The sequence below is a fragment of the Mesorhizobium sp. USDA 4413 genome (assembly GCF_056280365.1).
Window position 1 is genome coordinate 6,199,717 of the sequence record NZ_JBVPRP010000001.1, and the last position, 17,496, is coordinate 6,217,212.

The following is a 17,496-nucleotide window of genomic DNA, read 5'->3' on the forward strand; positions in this document are numbered from 1 at the left end:
TTCTCAGTCTGATTGCTTCACGCGGATGAGCCGGTGTGGACCACCGTGCCGGCGGTCAGGATGCGCAGCACCCGGATCGCTTCCTCGCCGTCGGTGCGCGGCTCGGCGCGCATCTCGATGCATTGCATGAAATGGGCAAGCTCGCGCGTCAGCGGCATGCCCTCGCCGACGGCCACATAGGAAGGCTCGTTGGCGGTGAAGGCCCACTGGCCACTGTCCTGCCACACCGCGTGGCGGTAGACGGCAAGCTTGCGCTCCCAGGGCTCGACGTCATCGAACACCGCCATCGCCTTGGTGCCGACGACCGTCAGCCGTCGCTCGCGATAGGGATTGAGGCGCGAGGCGAAGAGATGGCTGCGCAGGCCGTTCGGGAAACGCATATGCAGGTGCGCGAAGTCGCTGAGATTGTCGAGGAGTGCAGCCCCCTCGCCCCTCACCTCGATCGGTTCGGTGCCGGTGATGGCGAGGATCATCGACAAATCGTGCGGCGCAAGGTCCCAGAGCGCGTCGTTTTCGGTGTGGAACTTGCCGAGGCCGAGCCGGTGCGAGTGGATGTAGCGCACCTCGCCGAGCTCGCCATTGTCAATCAGCGCCTTCAGCGTCTCGAAGGCGGGATGGAAGCGCAGCACATGGCCGACCATGAAGATGCGGCCATTGTCCTTTGCCGCCTTCACCGCGCGCTCGGCGTCGGCGACCGTGAGCGCGATCGGCTTTTCGACCAGCACGTCCTTGCCGCTTTCGACGGCGCGCACCGCGGTATCGGCATGGAATTGCGGCGGCAGCGCCATGACTATGGCGTCGACGTCGGTCCGCTCGAATAGCCTGTCCGGCTCGATCGCCAGGCAGTCCTGTTCGCTGGCGAAACCTTCGGCGCGGGCGCGGTTGACGTCGGAAACGGCATGCAGCGCGCCAAGCGCCTTGAGGGTGCGGATATGGTTGCTGCCCCAGTATCCGCAACCGAGGACGGCGATGCGCGGCTTCATTCGTTCAAACTCTAGAATTTTATGGCCGAGACATAGCGACGTGCCCCGCCGAACTCAACCCCGGGACATGCCCTGAGTGTCTGTCCGGCAAAGCTTTTCTGGGATGAGATTAGACCGGCCGGATTATGCCGGCATGTCGGCCTTATCCAAGCTTGACAGCCTCACCCTCGCAACCTTATATCCGCGCGACCTCGGCGAACGCCTCGCGACGCCCGTCCATTCAGGACGGTTTTCCGGGCCGTTGCCACCCTGGCGGGGTAGCTCAGTTGGTTAGAGCACGGGAATCATAATCCTGGGGTCGGGGGTTCAAGTCCCTCCCCCGCTACCAGCCCCCTGAGGGCATCCAAACTCAATGAAATAATGGGCGGCTAGGCCTCGTGCCCCGACACGGCCCAATACATCCCTTCCGGAGCCAAAGCGAGCTTAATTGAATTCGCTTTGGCGGCGGCCTATACGTCGCGGCCATGGAAACCATAGCCAACGCCCAGAAAAACACGATCCCGCTGTCCGCCAGCAAGCCTCATGCCGGACGGGCGGCGCCGTTCCTGCCGATGAGCCGCGCCGAAATGACGGCGCTCGGTTGGGATGAATGCGACATCGTGCTTGTCACCGGCGATGCCTATGTGGATCATCCGAGCTTCGGCATGGCAATCATCGGCCGCCTGCTCGAATCCCAAGGTTTCCGGGTCGGCATCATCTCGCAGCCCGATTGGCAGTCGGCGGAGCCGTTCAAGGCGCTGGGCAGGCCCAGGCTGTTCTTCGGTGTCACCGGCGGCAACCTCGATTCCATGGTCAACCGCTATACCTCGGACCGCAAGCTGCGCCACGACGATGCCTATACGGCGGGCGGCGAGGGCGGCAAGCGGCCGGACCGCTGCACCATCGTCTATACACAGCGCTGCCGCGAGGCCTACAAGGACGTGCCGGTGGTGCTGGGCGGCATCGAAGCCTCGCTGCGCCGCATCGCCCATTACGACTACTGGTCCGACAAGGTGCGCCGCTCGATCCTGGCCGATGCCAAGGCCGACCTTTTGATCTACGGCAATGCCGAGCGCGCCGTCGTCGAGGTGGCGAACCGGCTTGCCGCCGGCGAGACGCCACGCCAGCTCGACGCCATCAGGGGCGTCGCCCTGTTCCGGCGCGTGCCCGAACACTTCACGGAACTCAATGCCGACGATCTCGATTCCGCCGACGAGGGCGCGAGCCGCAAACCCGGCGACATCGTGATCCGGCTGCCGTCCTTCGAGCAGGTCGAGAACGATCGCGATGCCTATGCCCGCGCCTCGCGCGTGCTGCATCGCGAGGCCAACCCCGGCAATGCCCGCCCGCTCGTCCAGCGCCATGGCGACCGCGACCTGTGGCTCAATCCCCCGCCCATCCCGCTGACCTCCGAAGAGATGGACGCCGTCTACGACCTGCCCTATGCGCGCGCGCCGCACCCATCCTATGGCAATGCCAAGATCCCCGCCTGGGACATGATCAAGTTTTCGGTGACGGTGATGCGCGGCTGCTTCGGCGGCTGCACTTTCTGCTCGATCACCGAGCACGAAGGCCGCATCATCCAGAACCGCTCCGAGGGTTCGATCCTGCGCGAGATCGAGAAGATCCGCGACAAGACCCCGGGCTTCACCGGCGTGATCTCCGATATCGGCGGGCCGACCGCCAACATGTACCGGATGGCCTGCAAGGATCCCAAGATCGAGGCGGCCTGCCGACTGCCGTCCTGCGTGTTTCCCGATATCTGCCCCAATCTCAACACCTCGCATGACGACCTGATCCGGCTCTACCGCAAGGTCCGCGAGGTCAAGGGCGTCAAGAAGGTCATGGTCGCCTCCGGCGTGCGTTATGACCTCGCCGTCAAGAGCCCCGAATATGTCAAGGAACTGGTGACCCACCATGTCGGCGGCTACCTCAAGATCGCGCCCGAGCACACCGAGCGCGGGCCGCTCGACAAGATGATGAAGCCGGGTATCGGCACCTATGACCGCTTCAAGGAGATGTTCGACGCCGCGGCCAAGGAGGCCGGCAAGAAATACTATCTCATTCCGTATTTCATCGCCGCCCATCCCGGCACGACCGACGAGGACATGCTGCATCTGGCGCTCTGGCTGAAGAAGAACCGCTACCGCGCCGATCAGGTGCAGACCTTCCTGCCTTCGCCCATGGCGACGGCGACGGCAATGTACCATACCGGCGTCAACACGCTGAAGGGCGTCCGGCGCGGCGCGACCGACAAGGTCGAGACCGTTCGCGGCGGGCGGCAGCGCCGGCTGCACAAGGCATTCCTGCGCTATCACGACCCCGACAATTGGCCACTGCTGCGCGATGCCCTGAAGGAGATGGGTCGCGCCGACCTTATCGGCCCTCGCCCCGACCAGCTTGTGCCCGCCCATCAGCCGCCCGGAACCGGCAAGGCCGCCGGCACGAAGCGCCCGGTGCGGCCTATCGGCAGAGGACGGAGGTTCACCACCAAGGGCGTTCCCTTGTCAAAGAAGTGAGCCGCCTGCAAAGCTGGGGCGACCTCTTCTCTTCTTGTCCTCAGTGCGCGCTTGTTGCGGGCGCAGCCTCTCGCTGCATGACGGCGGCAAAGAAGCCGTCGGTATCATTGCGGGCGGGCGTCAGCGACAGATAGTCCAGGTGAGACGAATTCGTTAGTTGCGGCGCGGCCTGGTTGAGCGGCACGGCCCGAAAAGCGGAATGCCTCGCCAGGAAAGCGGCCACCTGCTCCTCATTCTCCTCGGGCAGCATGGAGCATGTCGCGTAGACCAGCCGTCCGCCGGGCTTCACCAGACGCGCCGCGCTCGCCAGAATCCGGGCTTGCAACGACACGAGATTGTCCAGACCCTGTTCCTCCGGCGCCCGCCAGCGTGCATCGGGATTACGTCGCCAGGTGCCGGTGCCGCTGCATGGCGCGTCCACCAGAACGCGATCGAAACCGCCCTTGTGGCGCTTGATCCAGCGATCCGTCTCGCTGGTCAGAAGCCGCGTCTCGATATTGTGCAGTCCTGCCCGCCGGAAGCGCTCGGCACTGCGCTTCAAGCGGCCCTCCATGACGTCGCAGGCGACAATGTGGCCCTTGTTGTTCATCTGCGCGGCGATGGCCAGCGTCTTGCCGCCGGCCCCGGCGCAGAAATCGACCACGCGCTCGCCCGGCCGGGCATCGACCAGCATGGCGACAAGCTGCGAGCCCTCGTCCTGGATCTCGACCTCGCCGGTTCTGAGCATCGGCAGGCTCGCCAGCGAGGGACGTTCATGCACACGAATGCCGTAAGGAGCCATGGCCGAGGCCTCCGCCTGCAAGCCAAGGTCTTTCAACGCGCGAAGCATGGCCTCGCGCGTCGACTTGATCGAATTGACGCGCAGATCAAGCGGCGCCGAGGTCAGAAGCGCGGCCATCTCCTGCCTGAACGCTTCCTTGAAACGGCGCCGCAGGGGGTCGGCTGCCCAGGACGGGCATTCAAGGCGCACTTCTTCCGGCATGCCGGGATGGTCGATCGTGCCTCCCTGCAATTTGACCAGCAGCGCGTGCTCGTGATCCTTCAGGATGGCGGGCGCGGATTTCGCGCCATTGAACAAGCGCTTGATCTGATCGGGCGCCTTGCTTTCCTTCAGCGTCAACCATGCAAGCAGCCGGTTGCGGGGCCTATCATCCCGCCCGTGCCTCGCCAGCCACCAGCCAAGCCGTGCATGATGTCTGAGAAGCGCATAGAGCAAGTCCAGAATCTGACCACGGTCGCTGTCGCCGATATAGCGCCTGGCCCGAAACCAGGCCGAGACGACAGCATCCGCGGGACGCGGAACGCTATCGACTTCATGTATAAGTTCGATTGTGGCTTGCAGACGGGCGGCAGGGGTCACGGAACGGCGATCAGGCTGAAAACACCCCCCTATAGACGACAGATTTGCTCCTGACTATTCTTCGCGCGTCCCCGCGCTCAGCCCTTGCGTTCCTGCAGGATGTTGCCGCCGTCCACGACGATGACGGCGCCGTTGACATAGCTCGCCGCATCAGACGCCAGGAACAGCACGGCGGCCGCGACTTCCTCGGGGCTGCCGGCGCGGCCGAGCGGCGTGTTGCGCGCAGCGGCGAGTTCCTCCGGTGTCGAGGCACCCGTCGCGATCCAGCCCGGCGCCACGGCGTTGACCGTGACGCCGTGGCGGCCGACCTCCAGGGCGAGCGCATGCGTCAGCCCGATCATGCCGGCCTTGGCCGCGGAATAGGCGGCCTCGCCTTCATTCGATACGTAGGGCCCCGTCACCGAGGCCATGTTGACGACGCGCCCATGGCCGCGTTGCACCATGCCTGACAGAAATCCGCGCGTGCTCAAAAAGGCGGTCTTCAGGCTGACATCGATGCCGCGATCCCAGTCGCTTTCGCTGAGGTCGAGAAACCGTCGCTGCAATGCCGGCTGGACAACGGTGCCCATCCCGGCATTGTTGACGAGGATGTCGATCTCGCCGGTCTCGGAGCCTAAGCGCTCGACATCGCCGGAGAGCGTCAGGTCGGCTACGACAGCGCTTATATCGAGCCCTTCCGCCCGCAGTTCCTCCGCGCGTTGCTCGACGCGTGCGGACGAAGCGGTGATGACGACAGAAAGACCGGCCTCGCCCAACGCCCGCGCGATCGCGATGCCGATGCCGTCGGCGGCGCCGGCGCCTGTCACCAAGGCCTTGCGGGACTTGCGGAACACGATCATTTCCTCTCCACCATTAGAATGCCGGTATGCCGTCGCGGGCACTCATGCCCGCAATGAAACCGTCCACCGGTTCAGTAGCCGGCGCTGACGCCGAAATCGATCGAAAGCGCGGCTCCGGTGATCGGCGCCGCGCTTGGCTGGCAAAGATAGTGGACGAAAGAAGCGATCTCCTCCACCTGGATGAACCTTGCTTTGTCTCGTTGCGGATAGTGTCCCAGCAGCCGGCGCTTGTAGCCGTCGGGGTCATCTCCGCCATAGGTCTTGGCCTGATATTCGATCATCGGCGTCGCCGTGTCGCCGGGACAGACGGCGTTGACCCTGATGCCTTGCGGGGCGAGTTCCAGGGCGAGAGCCTTGGTCAAAAGCACCAGCCCGCCCTTCGAGGCGCAATAGACGGAAGCCCCGTTGTTGCCGACGATGCCGGCATCGGAGGCGATGTTGATGATCACGCCTTGCGCTGCCGCCAGAGGCGGGATGGCCGCCGAGATCAGGAAGAAGGCGCCCTTGAGGTTGACGTCCAGCACCAGGTCCCACTGGTCTTCCTCGACCTCGTTTGCCGGGCCTTCCAGCCAGACGCCGGCGGCATTGACGAGAATGTCGATCGCGCCGCCCCACTCCCTGGCCTTGGCCACTGCGTCGCGGCACGCGGCGACGGAGCGGATATCGAGCGGCAAACCGATCGCGTCCGCCCCGGTCGCGGCAATCGCCGCCACGGCGGCGTCGAGCTTGGGGCCGGCAAGATCGGCAAGCGCGATCCGCTCGCCGTCGGCCGCGAAACGCAGCCCGGTCGCGAGACCCATTCCCCCGGCCCCGCCGGCGATGAGGACCGTCCTGCCAGCCATTCGATAACCTCCGCGAAACGCAGTGCCTGACAGAGGCAACCACGTCACCGGGTCATGTCGCATGGACCAGCCGGGCAAAACAATGATCTCAGCGCGCGTACGGCCCGCGATCATCCCAGCTCGAGCGTCGTGATACCGAAGACCGTCGACAGGGTGTTGCCGGGCTTACCGCCCTTGCACAGGCGTGTCGGCGCAAAACCCGGAACCATGCCGGCAGGCTGCTCAGCCAACGGCAAGGGCGGACATATCGAAGATCGTCCCGCTGGTCCGTCGGAAACAGTCCACGCCGGTGGCGCGCTCATCGGGACTCGTCAATTCAACGCAGGGCCGCGGGCCAGACTATATTGGACGGGTTTCCCGAACCGATGCAAAGAGTTACCAACGGATTCACCGCCTAATCGTTCGTTGTTCCAATAGGCAACTGGACAGGACCGGCGAAGATCGGGAATCTTCATTTGTCGTTGCTTGGAATCGCATGGAGTATCGCAGGAAATGCCGCTGAGTGCCGCTGAGATCGCCCGTCATCCGGCAGCGCTTCGCAGCGTCCAGGAACAGGCCAAGGCGCTCATCCATATCTATGAAACAAGCCCGCGGCTGGCTGCCGTCTTTGCCACCCAGCAGCGCTGGCTCCTCGGCCATGTCGGCCTGGCGTTGCATTTCCGGCGCGATCCCAGCGACCGCCGCACCGAGATGACGATGGCGCGTTTCATCGAGGCCGTGCGCCGCAACTCCGTGGCCAGCCGCAACACCGCCGAAGCCTTCGTCAAGGAGATGCTGCACTACAACATCGCCGAATATATCTCGGCCAGCGGTGATGGCCGGGCTCACCCCATGCGGGCCACTGCGAGCACCATCGAGACCTTCACCGGCTGGATCTACGCGCATCTGAGGACGCTTGACCGCATAGACGGCGGGACGCGGCTTGCAGCCTTCCTCGATCGGCCCGAAATGCTGCCCACTCTGCAGCCGCTGATCTCCGATGGGTTGCTCGTCAGCGACGGCGTGCGGGAGCCCGGACCGACTTTCTCGTTGTTTATCTGGCTGAATAACGGCGGCATCGTGATGGACTGGCTGATGTCCGGCATCGACCCGGAGGACGTCCATCTCGACAGGATACCGACCAGCGTCATTTCGGTCAGCGAATTCGCACACTGGCTGAAGCTCTCCCGCACGCATCTGGCGCGCAAACTCCATGATGCCGAGGCGCTCGGCAGCATCGGCTGGGTTGGCCAGCGCGGTCATTCCGTGATGTGGGTTTCGCGACAGTTCTGCGATGAATACATGGCCGTCCAGGCGTCCAAGCTCGCCGTTGTCGACGAAGCTTTCGAAGTCTGTCTCTCGACTCTGAAAGGGCGCTGACCACCGGAACGCCGCAGCCCTGCGCCAGACCGGCCCCCGCCGCTGGCGGGTGCAGGCCAAAACTGCCATCCGCAACGTGCGAGCACACAGCTCGCACTCATCGACGCGGCTTTCGCCGCCAGCACGACGCGAGCGACGGACTGACAGGTGCTATCCGGCCTTCAGGATGGCGGAAAAACGCGGATCGAAGGCCCTGCTGATCGGCTCGGCCGCGGCGCCCACCGCGATCGCCCAGGGATCGGTGGTGCCGAGCTGCAGCCGTGGCAGGTGCCGGACGGGGCGGTCCGCGATCGAGGGCAGCAGCGGATGCATGGCCTGAAGCAGAAGCCGGGCGAGCGCCTCTGGCGCGCTGCTGGTGAGGATTACGGTTTGCGGATCGAAAGATCGTTTCGATCAGATGCACACTCCAGCGCAGGTCGGACGCGGCTCTTTCGACCCAGCCCATGACCCTCGGGTCTTTAGCAAGCGCCAGCGCGCGGAGCTTTTCGTAAAGCCCCCTCTCGGTGGGGTCGAGGCCGAGATGCTGGTAGAGCGAGGCGAGTGAGGCACGATGCTCCAACGGCGTCGAGCCCGGGCCGCTTGGCGAAAGCAGCGCCATGCCGACCTCACCCGCATTGCCGTTGCCGCCGCTGTAGAGTTCGCCATTTAGGATCAGCCCTGCGGCTATGCCGTAACCGACATAAAGGCAGACGGCGTGATCGACGCCATGCGCGGCGCCGACCATCCGCTCCGCCGTCGCGCAGGCCGCCGCATCGTTCTGCAGCCCGACATTGAGCCCGGTGCCGGTTGCCAGCGCCTCCGCCAGCGGAAATTGCTGCCATGCTGGCATCATCCATTTGTTGTCGGGGTTCTTCAGCCCGAACGGCCCCGGCATGGCGACGCCCAATCCGACCAGCCTTCGTTCGGATTGGGAAAACATCCTGGCCAGTTCGCCTCTGACATGGTCGACCAAGCTGAGGATGATCGTGACGCCCGCGGAAGGCTCGTCGAGCGGCAGGCCCGCCTCGGCACGTGCGATCACCTTGCCAACGAGATCGACCACCACCACCCGTGTCAAATGCCGGTCGATCTGCAGCCCGACGGCGAAAGCCCCCTCGGGAACCAGCCGGTAGGGCGTGAAGGGCTGTCCCCTGCCCTTGCGCACCGCATCCAGAGCCACGACCAGGCCGTCCCGCTCGAGATCCTCGACGATGTTGGAAACCGCCTGCTTGGTGAGCTGCGTCGCCCGCGCCAGGTCCGCGCGCGAAAGCGCGCCGTTGAGCCGCAGCGCCTCGATCATGACGCGGCGGTTATGCGCGCTGGTACCCTCCTGGTTGGTGCCGCTCTTGGCACGGATCGGGCTGATGTCGTGCACCGTCGCTTCCCCTCTTGACTCGATTAAAGGATTGATCGACTAATTAAGTCAAGCGAATTGACTTAATAGGTGAAGTTCCCGCGGTTCTACAAGAAGACGGCAAGGCCTTCGGGCTCCGCCGCATGCCGTTGGAGACGGATCCGATCACACGCGAAGCGAATTCGAGGAAGCGGCTCGCCGTCCACTCGCAGCTGTCGAAAATGGGAGAAGACAAATGCTGAAATCGATCGGTAAGACACTTCTGGGCGCGGTGTTCGTCGGCGGACTGTTCGTCCCCCACGCCTTTGCCGAAACCACCTTGAACGCGCTCTTCATGGCGCAGGCCGCCTATAGCGAAGCCGACGTGCGCTCCATGACGGAGGCCTTCACCAAGGCCAATCCGGACATCAAGGTGAACCTCGAATTCGTCCCCTATGAAGGCCTGCACGACAAGACAGTGCTCGCCCAAGGATCCGGCGGCGGCTATGACGTCGTGCTGTTCGACGTCATCTGGCCGGCCGAATACGCGACCAACAAGGTGCTGGTCGACGTGTCGTCGAAGATCACCGACGACATGAAAAAGGGCGTGCTGCCCGGCGCCTGGACCACCGTCCAGTATGACGGCAAGTATTACGGCATGCCGTGGATCCTCGACACCAAATACCTGTTCTACAACAAGGAAATCCTGGAAAAGGCCGGCATCAAGGCGCCGCCAAAGACGTGGGAGGAGCTCGGCCAACAGGCCAAAATCATCCAGGACAAGGGGCTGCTGAAGACGCCGATCGCCTGGAGCTGGTCACAGGCCGAAGCAGCGGTCTGCGATTACACCACGCTGGTCAGCGCCTATGGCGGCGACTTCCTCAAAGACGGCAAGCCCGACTTCCAGAACGGCGGCGGCCTCTCGGCGCTGAAATATATGGTCGACAGCTACAAGTCGGGCCTCACCAATCCGAACTCCAAGGAATTCCTGGAAGAGGACGTCCGCAAGGTGTTCGAGAACGGCGATGCCGCTTTCGCGCTGAACTGGACCTACATGTACAACATGGCCAACGATCCGAAGGACTCGAAGGTCGCCGGCAAGGTCGGCGTCGTGCCGGCGCCGGGCGTCGCCGGCACCAGCGAGGTCTCGGCCGTCAACGGCTCGATGGGCCTCGGCATCACGGCGGTGTCGAAGCATCAGGACGAGGCCTGGAAATACATCGAGTTCATGACCTCGCAGGCGACGCAGAACCAGTATGCCAAGCTCTCGCTGCCGATCTGGGCTTCATCCTATGATGATCCGGCCGTCACCAAAGGCCAGGAAGAGCTGATTGCCGCCGCAAAGCTGGGTCTCGCCGCGATGTATCCGCGCCCGACCACGCCGAAGTACCAGCAGCTCTCGACGGCGCTGCAGCAGGCGATCCAGGAATCGCTGCTCGGCCAGACGACGCCGGAAGACGCGCTCAAGACCGCCGCCGAAAACAGCGGCCTCTGACTTGGCGTTCCTCAATGCGGGCGGCCTCATCCACGAGCGCCGCCCGTGCTATTTCTGACCGGATGAAGGGAGAGAGGGCGCCTCTGATGTCGGGCACCTGGATCACTGCTCGCGCGTGGCTGTTGATGCTGCCGCTTCTGGCTATCATGGTCGCCGTCATCGGCTGGCCATTGGTCGATACCGTCAGGCTTTCCTTCACCGACGCCCAGCTTGTCGGCACGGCGGGCAACTATGTCGGCTTCGACAATTACACCAAGATGCTGACGAGCTCGAATTTCACCCGGACTTTGATCACCACCACCTGGTTCGTCGCCATCTCGGTCGCCGCCGAAATGGTGCTCGGCGTGCTTGCGGCTCTCCTGCTCAATCAGGAATTCCGCGGACGCGCCGTCTTGCGCGGGCTGATGATCCTGCCCTGGGCGCTGCCGACCGTCGTCAATGCGACGCTCTGGCGGCTGATTTACAATCCCGAATATGGCGCGCTGAACGCGGCGCTGACCCAACTCCATCTCATCGACGACTATCGCTCCTGGCTGGGTGAGCCCGGAACGGCGCTCGCCGCGCTGATCGTCGCCGACTGCTGGAAGAATTTTCCGCTTGTTGCGCTGATTGCGCTGGCCGCTTTGCAGGCGGTGCCGCGCGACATCACCGCCGCTGCGCTTGTCGACGGCGCCGGGCCGTTCAACCGCTTCCGATTCGTTATCCTGCCCTATCTTGCAGGCCCGCTGATGGTGGCGCTGGTGCTGCGCACCATCGAGGCGTTCAAGGTCTTCGACATCATCTGGGTGATGACACGCGGCGGCCCGGCCAACAGCACACGCTCGCTCTCGATCCTGGTCTATCAGGAAGCCTTCTCCTTCCAGCGCGCCGGCTCCGGCGCCTCGCTGGCGCTGATCGTCACCCTGCTCGTCACCGTGCTCGCCGTCGCCTATGCGGCGCTGGTCAAGAAGACCGCCGGGAGCGCGGCCTGATGGAACGCAAGAGCCCGGTCTTCACCGTTTTCGTCTATGTCTGCGCCCTCCTGCTTGCCGTTGTCATCCTGGCGCCGCTTGCCTGGCTCTTCGTCATGAGCGTATCGCCGGCGGCCGACCTCGCCGCCAAGCCGCTGCGCTGGTGGCCGCAGGCCGCCGACTTCTCCCGCTACGCGCAGCTTCTGTCGAGGGCCGAGAACAGTGCCGGCGCGGCCTTCACGTCATCGCTGCGCAACAGCCTCGAGGTCGCGGGCATGGCGACGCTCGCCGCGATCCTGCTTGCCGTGCCCGCCGGCTGGGCCGTTTCGCGTACGCCTTCGGTCGGCTGGTCGCTGTCGCTGGTGATCGCCACTTACATGCTGCCGCCGGTGGCGCTCTCGGTGCCGCTGTACATGGGTCTGTCCTATCTCGGCCTGCTTAACAACGTCTTCGGCCTGGCGCTGATCTATCTGACCATCCTCGCGCCCTTCACCACCTGGCTGATGAAATCCGGTTTCGATTCCATCCCGCGCGAGATTGAGGCCGCTGCCATGATCGACGGGGCGGGACTGCTCCAGACCTGGCGCATCATCACCTTGCCGCTGGCCGCACCCGTCGTGGCGACGTCGGCGCTGTTTGCCGTGCTGCTTGCCTGGGACGAGTTCTTCTACGCCCTGCTCTTCACCTCGGACCAGCGGGCAAAGACATTGACGGTCGCCATCGCCGATCTCGCCGGCGGCCGCGTCTCCGACTACGGACTGATCGCTACCGCCGGCGTGCTCGCGGCCTTGCCGCCCGTGCTGATCGGCCTCGTCATGCAACGCGCGCTGATCTCGGGCCTGACCAGCGGCGGAGTGAAAGGATAATCATGACTGCAGAAAAGAAACGCCCGGCCGGGCTTCTCGCGATCGATCGCGAGATGGCGCGCCAGCATGAGGATGCGCTTGCTTCCTTCGAGACCAATCGAGAGGCGGCCGCCAAGGTCGCTGCTTCGATCAGGAAGACCGGCCGGCTTGTCCTGCTCGGCATGGGCGCCTCGCATGCCGTCGCCCGCGCGGTCGAGCCGCTCTATCGGGCGCATGGTATCGACGCCATCGCGCTGCCGCTCTCGGAACAGCTTGGACAGCCGCTGCCGCTTGAAGGCAGGACGGTGATCGTCACCTCGCAGTCCGGCGAAAGCGCCGAGGTGCTGCGCTGGTTTCGCGGGGCCGGCGATCGCGCCGAAACCTTCGGCCTGACGCTGGAGGCCGGCTCCTTCCTCGGCCGCACAGTACCTTGTCTCGTCGGTGCCGGCGGCACCGAGCTTGCCTTTGCCGCGACCCGCAGCCTGACCGTGACCTTCGCCCTGCACCTTGCCATACTGGCCGCGCTTGGCGACGATCCGGCCGGCGCGCTCGCCGTGCTCAAGGCGCCTCAGACGGTCGACATCGATGCCGCGCTCGCGGCGCTGAGCACCGTCGCGACCGTCGTCACGTCCGGCCGCAAGCTTCAAGGCGTGGCTGAAGCCCTTGCGCTCGGCTTCACCGAACTGTCGCGCCTGCCTTGTTTCTCACTGGAAGGCGGCCAGCTGCGCCACGGGCCGATGGAGATGCTGGGCCCAAGCATCGGCGTCGTGCTCTTCCGCGGCGACGACCCGACCGCCGAACTCGTCACCGCCATGGCCGTTTCGGTGGTCGAGACCGGCGCGCCGCTGATCGTGATCGACGCTTCGGGCAAACCGCCGGTCGCGGGTGCCGTGACACTGGCCTTCAAACCCGCCACGGGCCTGGCGGCGATCTTTGCCATGCTGCCTGTGGCGCAACGCCTGATGATCGCCTTCGCCGATTCCCGCGTCGGGAATGCCGGAACGCCGGTGCGTACCACCAAGATCACGCGGAGCGAGTGATGCGGCCGCTTGCGGTGATCGGCAATGTCAATGTCGATCTGATCGTCGGGCCGGTCGCGCCCTGGCCGAAGGCAGGCACCGAGACCGTCGTCGATCATGATGACCTGCGGGTTGGTGGCCAGGCCGGCAATACGGCGCTTGCCTGGCAGGCATTGGGCATCGACTTCGACATTGCCGCCAATCTCGGCGACGACCAGTTCGGGCGCTGGCTGCGCGAAGCCTTCGGACACCGCGCGCAGAAATGGCCGGTTCGTCCGGAGGGCACGACATTGTCGGTCGGCATGACCCATCCCGATGGCGAGCGCACCTTCTTCACCACGCGCGGCCACCTGCCCCGCTTCAGCCTGGGCGACGTGCTCTCGGTGCTGGACGGCAATCGGCTTTCCGGCGGCTATGCGCTGCTCTGCGGCTCGTTCCTCACCGACGACCTGGCGCGCGATTACGACGCCTTCTTCGACTGGGCCGAAGCGCACCGCATCGCCGTTGCGCTCGACACGGGCTGGCCGATCGACGGCTGGACGGACGCGAACTGCGCCGCTGCGCGCGGCTGGCTGTCGCGCTGCGCACTGGCGCTCTTCAACGAAGTCGAGACGACGACATTGGCCGGTCTCGCAAGTCCGGCGGAAGCGGCACGCAAGATCCGCGATGGCATGAGGGACGGCGCGACGGTCGTGGTCAAGCGCGGGCCTGACGGCGCGATCGCCATCGGCGCCGATGGCAAACTCATCGACGTGCCGGCGCCGCGCGTCAGGGTCGTCGACACGATCGGCGCCGGCGACGTCTTCAACGCCGCCTTTCTGGCGGCGCTGGCGAAAGGGCGATCGCTGGAGAACTGCCTGTCAGCCGCCATCCGAGTGGCCTCACGGGCCATCTCAACCCTGCCCCGTGACTATGGCGGGCCGATCCAATTCGAGGATGCCGCCCATGAGCGCGCTTGAAATCCGCGACGTCCGCAAGAATTACGGCAGCGTCGAGACGCTGAAAGGCATCGACATCGCGCTTGAGAACGGCGAGTTCCTGGTGCTGCTCGGCTCCTCGGGCTGCGGCAAGTCCACCTTGCTCAACATCATCGCCGGTCTCGCCGAAGCAACCAGCGGCGACGTGCTGATCGGCGGCCGTTCGGTGCTTGGCGTGCATCCGAAGAACCGCGACATCGCCATGGTCTTCCAGTCCTACGCGCTCTATCCGAACCTGACCGTGAGCCGCAACATCGGCTTCGGCCTGGAGATGCGTAAAGTTCCCGCCGCCGAGCGCGGCAAAGCGGTGCGCGAGGCGGCGAAGCTCCTGCAGATCGAGAACCTGCTCGACCGCAAGCCCGGCCAGCTCTCCGGCGGCCAGCGCCAGCGCGTCGCCATCGGCAGGGCGCTGGTGCGCAAGCCCCAGGTCTTCCTGTTCGACGAGCCGCTCTCCAATCTCGACGCCAAGCTGCGCCTCGAGATGCGCACCGAGCTCAAGCGTCTGCACGAGATGCTGCGCACCACGGTCGTCTACGTCACCCACGACCAGATCGAGGCGATGACGCTGGCGACCCGCATCGCCGTCATGCGCGACGGCCGCATCGAACAGCTGGGCACACCGCAGGAGATCTACAACCAACCCGCGACGCTCTATGTCGCGGGCTTCGTCGGTGCGCCTTCGATGAACATGCTGGAAGCGACGGTCGAGGACGGCAAGCTCGCGATCGCCGGCACAGATGCGCGGCTGGCGCTGCCGGTGCGCTACGCCGATACCGCCCGCGATGGTGCTTCGGTCGTCGCCGGGATCAGGCCCGAGGCGCTTCGCCTTGGTCCGGGCGGCGGCGCCGAATTGTCGTTGCCGGTCGAGATCGACCTGGTTGAACTGACGGGACCGGAACAGGTCACCACCGCCCGTGTCGGCGCGCAGAAATTGACCGCAACCTTGCCGCCGCAGGCTCGCGTCGCCAAGGGCCAGCCATGCGCTTTTGCCTTCGACGCGGCCGCGTTGCGCCTTTTCGATCCCGTGACGGGTAAGGCGCTCTGAGGAGCGGCGTTTCCGCACGGGGAGAGGCCGTCTTGACGCGGCGGGCGTGGAAACGTCATGCTGCCCAGATCAGGCAAGGGGGATTGCATGAAAAAACTTATGAGAAGCCGACGCTGAACAAGCGCCAGAAGCTGTCCGGCGTCACCGCCGTGTGCACGCCTTCCACTTGCGTGGCTTGACCCGCCTCAGGGAAGGGTATGAACTGGCACAAGCCGGAGAGTGGTTCGCCGTTTCCGTGAAACGGCGAACCGCTGTTGACCATACTGAGCCGCTATGGCCGCGGCGCCGTCAATCGATGTCGAAGGACACGCCCTGCGCGAGCGGCAGCGCCTTGGAGAAGTTCACCGTGTTGGTGGCGCGGCGCATATAGGCCTTCCAGGCGTCCGAACCGCTCTCGCGGCCGCCGCCGGTCTCCTTCTCGCCGCCGAACGCCCCGCCGATCTCCGCGCCTGAGGTGCCGATATTGACGTTGGCGATGCCGCAATCCGAGCCGTCGACGCCGAGGAAGCGTTCGGATTCCTGCAGGTCGCGCGTGAAGATCGACGACGACAGGCCCGCGCCCACCGCGTTGTGCTGCTCCAGCGCCTCGTCGAAATCGGTGTATCTCATCACATAGAGGATCGGCGCGAAGGTCTCTTCCGTGACGGGCGAGACCTGCTCCGGCATCTCGACCAGCGCCGGATGCACGTAATAGGCATCCGGATGGCCGTTCTCGACGCGCGTACCGCCCGTCACCTTGCCGCCATGCGCTTGCGCTTCCTTCAGCGCCCTCTGCATGTTTTCGAAGGCCGCCTTGTCGATCAGCGGACCGACCAGCGCCTTGCCTTCGAGCGGATTGCCGACCGAGACGGTCTCATAGGCTTTCTTCAGCCGCGGCAACAAAGCGTCATAGACGCTGTCATGCACGAACAGGCGCCTGAGCGTCGTGCAGCGCTGGCCGGCCGTGCCCATGGCGCCGAAAGCGATGGCCCTGAGCGCCATGTCGAGATCGGCGGTCGGGCAGACGATGCCGGCATTGTTGCCGCCGAGCTCGAGCACGGCGCGGGCGAAGCGCTTGGCAAGCCTGGGACCGACCTCGCGGCCCATGCGCGTCGAGCCGGTGGCCGAGACCAGCGGCACTTTCGGATGGTCGACCAGCACCTCACCGACCGCGCGGTCGCCGATCAGCACCTGGAGCAGGCCCTCCGGCGCGTCTGTGCCGAAGCGCTTTGCGGCGCGCCTGAAGATCGCTTCGCAGGCAAGCGCGGTCAGCGGCGTCTTTTCCGACGGCTTCCAGACCACCGCATCGCCGCAAACGAAGGCAAGCGCCGCATTCCACGACCACACCGCGACGGGAAAATTGAAGGCCGAGATGACGCCGACGACGCCCAGCGGATGCCAGGTCTCCATCATGCGGTGCCCGGGGCGCTCGGTGGCGATGGTGAGGCCATAGAGCTGCCGGGAAAGGCCGACGGCGAAATCGCATATGTCGATCATTTCCTGAACTTCGCCAAGGCCCTCGGACGGGATCTTGCCGACCTCGATCGACACCAGCCGGCCGAGTTCGTCCTTATGCGCGCGCAACTCCTCGCCCAGCAGCCGCACCAGTTCGCCGCGCTTCGGCCCCGGCACCAGCCGCCAGGCCTGGAAGGCCTTGTGCGCGGCATCGATGGCTTTGCCGGCGTCCGCCGCCGAGATCGACTTCAGCGCCGCGATCTGCTCGCCCGTCACAGGGCTGCGCACGACGAGGTCGCCTCCAATAAGCGCATCCTTGGCGACGCCGAGCTTTTCCAGAAGTGAGGCCGTTTCCTTCGCTAATGTCATTTTTATCCCTTTCAGATCCCGCCTCTCATCGGGCGGAAATGGAAGCCATGCGCCATGCCGTGACCGTGTCGTCGGGCACAGCCGAGCGCTTTGATGGCGTGGCATTACTCGTTTCGGGGAAAAACCGCCACCCCGGCATGGTCCAAGGCCGGTTTGCGAAATTGGGCCA

13 protein-coding genes, 1 tRNA gene and 1 pseudogene are annotated in these 17,496 nt (G+C 65.0%); 9 read left to right on the forward strand and 6 right to left on the reverse strand.

Annotated features, from left to right (window positions below; genetic code table 11):
* Positions 1–17 precede the first annotated feature (17 nt).
* A complete protein-coding gene (locus ACVMIM_RS30155) occupies positions 18–983 on the reverse strand; it encodes a Gfo/Idh/MocA family protein (protein ID WP_476116449.1) in 966 nt (321 codons plus the stop codon).
* Between the two features lie 251 nt (positions 984–1,234).
* On the opposite strand from ACVMIM_RS30155, the gene ACVMIM_RS30160 reads away from it, so the two are divergent.
* Positions 1,235–1,311, forward strand: a tRNA-Met gene (locus tag ACVMIM_RS30160).
* Between the two features lie 136 nt (positions 1,312–1,447).
* Positions 1,448–3,481, forward strand: coding sequence for a YgiQ family radical SAM protein (locus ACVMIM_RS30165; protein ID WP_476116450.1), 2,034 nt, complete (start codon positions 1,448–1,450; stop codon positions 3,479–3,481).
* A gap of 40 nt (positions 3,482–3,521) precedes the next feature.
* Here ACVMIM_RS30165 and ACVMIM_RS30170 read toward each other — a convergent pair whose 3' ends face one another.
* The 3 genes from ACVMIM_RS30170 to ACVMIM_RS30180 all read right to left on the reverse strand — a co-directional run bounded on the left by ACVMIM_RS30170 (position 3,522) and on the right by ACVMIM_RS30180 (position 6,522).
* Complete coding sequence (locus ACVMIM_RS30170; RefSeq protein WP_476116451.1) at positions 3,522–4,697, reverse strand: RsmB/NOP family class I SAM-dependent RNA methyltransferase; 1,176 nt, start codon at positions 4,695–4,697, stop codon at positions 3,522–3,524.
* Between the two features lie 221 nt (positions 4,698–4,918).
* The gene (locus ACVMIM_RS30175; protein ID WP_476116453.1) at positions 4,919–5,674 is read right to left on the reverse strand and encodes an SDR family NAD(P)-dependent oxidoreductase; all 756 of its coding nucleotides are present in this window, start codon (positions 5,672–5,674) and stop codon (positions 4,919–4,921) included.
* Between the two features lie 77 nt (positions 5,675–5,751).
* The gene (locus ACVMIM_RS30180) at positions 5,752–6,522 is read right to left on the reverse strand and encodes an SDR family NAD(P)-dependent oxidoreductase (protein WP_476116455.1); all 771 of its coding nucleotides are present in this window, start codon (positions 6,520–6,522) and stop codon (positions 5,752–5,754) included.
* A 492-nt stretch (positions 6,523–7,014) separates the two neighbouring features.
* Between ACVMIM_RS30180 and ACVMIM_RS30185 the strand changes: the two genes are divergently transcribed.
* Positions 7,015–7,881 carry a hypothetical protein gene (locus ACVMIM_RS30185; RefSeq protein WP_476116456.1) on the forward strand — a complete coding sequence of 289 codons (867 nt, stop codon included), beginning with the start codon at positions 7,015–7,017 and terminating at the stop codon, positions 7,879–7,881.
* Between the two features lie 150 nt (positions 7,882–8,031).
* Here ACVMIM_RS30185 and ACVMIM_RS30190 read toward each other — a convergent pair.
* Positions 8,032–9,235: pseudogene (locus tag ACVMIM_RS30190) on the reverse strand (ROK family transcriptional regulator).
* Positions 9,236–9,449: 214 nt separating this feature from the next.
* Here ACVMIM_RS30190 and ACVMIM_RS30195 point away from each other — a divergent pair.
* The 6 genes from ACVMIM_RS30195 to ACVMIM_RS30220 all read left to right on the forward strand — a co-directional run bounded on the left by ACVMIM_RS30195 (position 9,450) and on the right by ACVMIM_RS30220 (position 15,524).
* Entirely contained in the window at positions 9,450–10,688 is a 1,239-nt protein-coding gene (locus tag ACVMIM_RS30195) for an extracellular solute-binding protein (RefSeq protein ID WP_476116458.1), read from the forward strand.
* A gap of 86 nt (positions 10,689–10,774) precedes the next feature.
* Positions 10,775–11,659 (forward strand): carbohydrate ABC transporter permease, encoded by an 885-nt coding sequence (locus ACVMIM_RS30200; protein WP_476116459.1) that lies wholly within the window; start codon positions 10,775–10,777, stop codon positions 11,657–11,659.
* On the forward strand, positions 11,659–12,504 hold the full coding sequence (locus ACVMIM_RS30205) for a carbohydrate ABC transporter permease (protein ID WP_476116461.1): 846 nt from the start codon (positions 11,659–11,661) through the stop codon (positions 12,502–12,504). Before ACVMIM_RS30200 ends, ACVMIM_RS30205 begins: the two co-directional genes overlap by 1 nt.
* Before the next feature lie 2 nt (positions 12,505–12,506).
* The gene (locus tag ACVMIM_RS30210) at positions 12,507–13,523 is read left to right on the forward strand and encodes an SIS domain-containing protein (RefSeq protein WP_476116463.1); all 1,017 of its coding nucleotides are present in this window, start codon (positions 12,507–12,509) and stop codon (positions 13,521–13,523) included.
* Positions 13,523–14,461, forward strand: a complete 939-nt coding sequence (locus ACVMIM_RS30215; RefSeq protein ID WP_476116465.1) for a PfkB family carbohydrate kinase — start codon at positions 13,523–13,525, stop codon at positions 14,459–14,461. The genes ACVMIM_RS30210 and ACVMIM_RS30215 overlap by 1 nt, the downstream gene beginning before the upstream one ends.
* A complete protein-coding gene (locus ACVMIM_RS30220) occupies positions 14,448–15,524 on the forward strand; it encodes an ABC transporter ATP-binding protein (RefSeq protein ID WP_476116467.1) in 1,077 nt (358 codons plus the stop codon). Before ACVMIM_RS30215 ends, ACVMIM_RS30220 begins: the two co-directional genes overlap by 14 nt.
* Before the next feature lie 288 nt (positions 15,525–15,812).
* Here the strand turns inward: ACVMIM_RS30220 and amaB are convergent, their stop codons facing one another.
* Positions 15,813–17,327 (reverse strand): L-piperidine-6-carboxylate dehydrogenase, encoded by a 1,515-nt coding sequence (gene amaB, locus ACVMIM_RS30225; RefSeq protein WP_476116468.1) that lies wholly within the window; start codon positions 17,325–17,327, stop codon positions 15,813–15,815.
* Between the last annotated feature and the right edge of the window lie 169 nt (positions 17,328–17,496).

Coding starts and splice junctions, on each gene's coding strand:
- ACVMIM_RS30155 (WP_476116449.1), bottom strand. CDS start 983: ATGAAGCCGCGCATCGCCGTCCTCGGTTGCGGATACTGGGGCAGCAAC.
- ACVMIM_RS30165 (WP_476116450.1), top strand. CDS start 1,448: ATGGAAACCATAGCCAACGCCCAGAAAAACACGATCCCGCTGTCCGCC.
- ACVMIM_RS30180 (WP_476116455.1), bottom strand. CDS start 6,522: ATGGCTGGCAGGACGGTCCTCATCGCCGGCGGGGCCGGGGGAATGGGT.
- ACVMIM_RS30185 (WP_476116456.1), top strand. CDS start 7,015: ATGCCGCTGAGTGCCGCTGAGATCGCCCGTCATCCGGCAGCGCTTCGC.
- ACVMIM_RS30195 (WP_476116458.1), top strand. CDS start 9,450: ATGCTGAAATCGATCGGTAAGACACTTCTGGGCGCGGTGTTCGTCGGC.
- ACVMIM_RS30200 (WP_476116459.1), top strand. CDS start 10,775: ATGTCGGGCACCTGGATCACTGCTCGCGCGTGGCTGTTGATGCTGCCG.
- ACVMIM_RS30205 (WP_476116461.1), top strand. CDS start 11,659: ATGGAACGCAAGAGCCCGGTCTTCACCGTTTTCGTCTATGTCTGCGCC.
- ACVMIM_RS30210 (WP_476116463.1), top strand. CDS start 12,507: ATGACTGCAGAAAAGAAACGCCCGGCCGGGCTTCTCGCGATCGATCGC.
- ACVMIM_RS30215 (WP_476116465.1), top strand. CDS start 13,523: ATGCGGCCGCTTGCGGTGATCGGCAATGTCAATGTCGATCTGATCGTC.
- ACVMIM_RS30220 (WP_476116467.1), top strand. CDS start 14,448: ATGAGCGCGCTTGAAATCCGCGACGTCCGCAAGAATTACGGCAGCGTC.
- amaB (WP_476116468.1), bottom strand. CDS start 17,327: ATGACATTAGCGAAGGAAACGGCCTCACTTCTGGAAAAGCTCGGCGTC.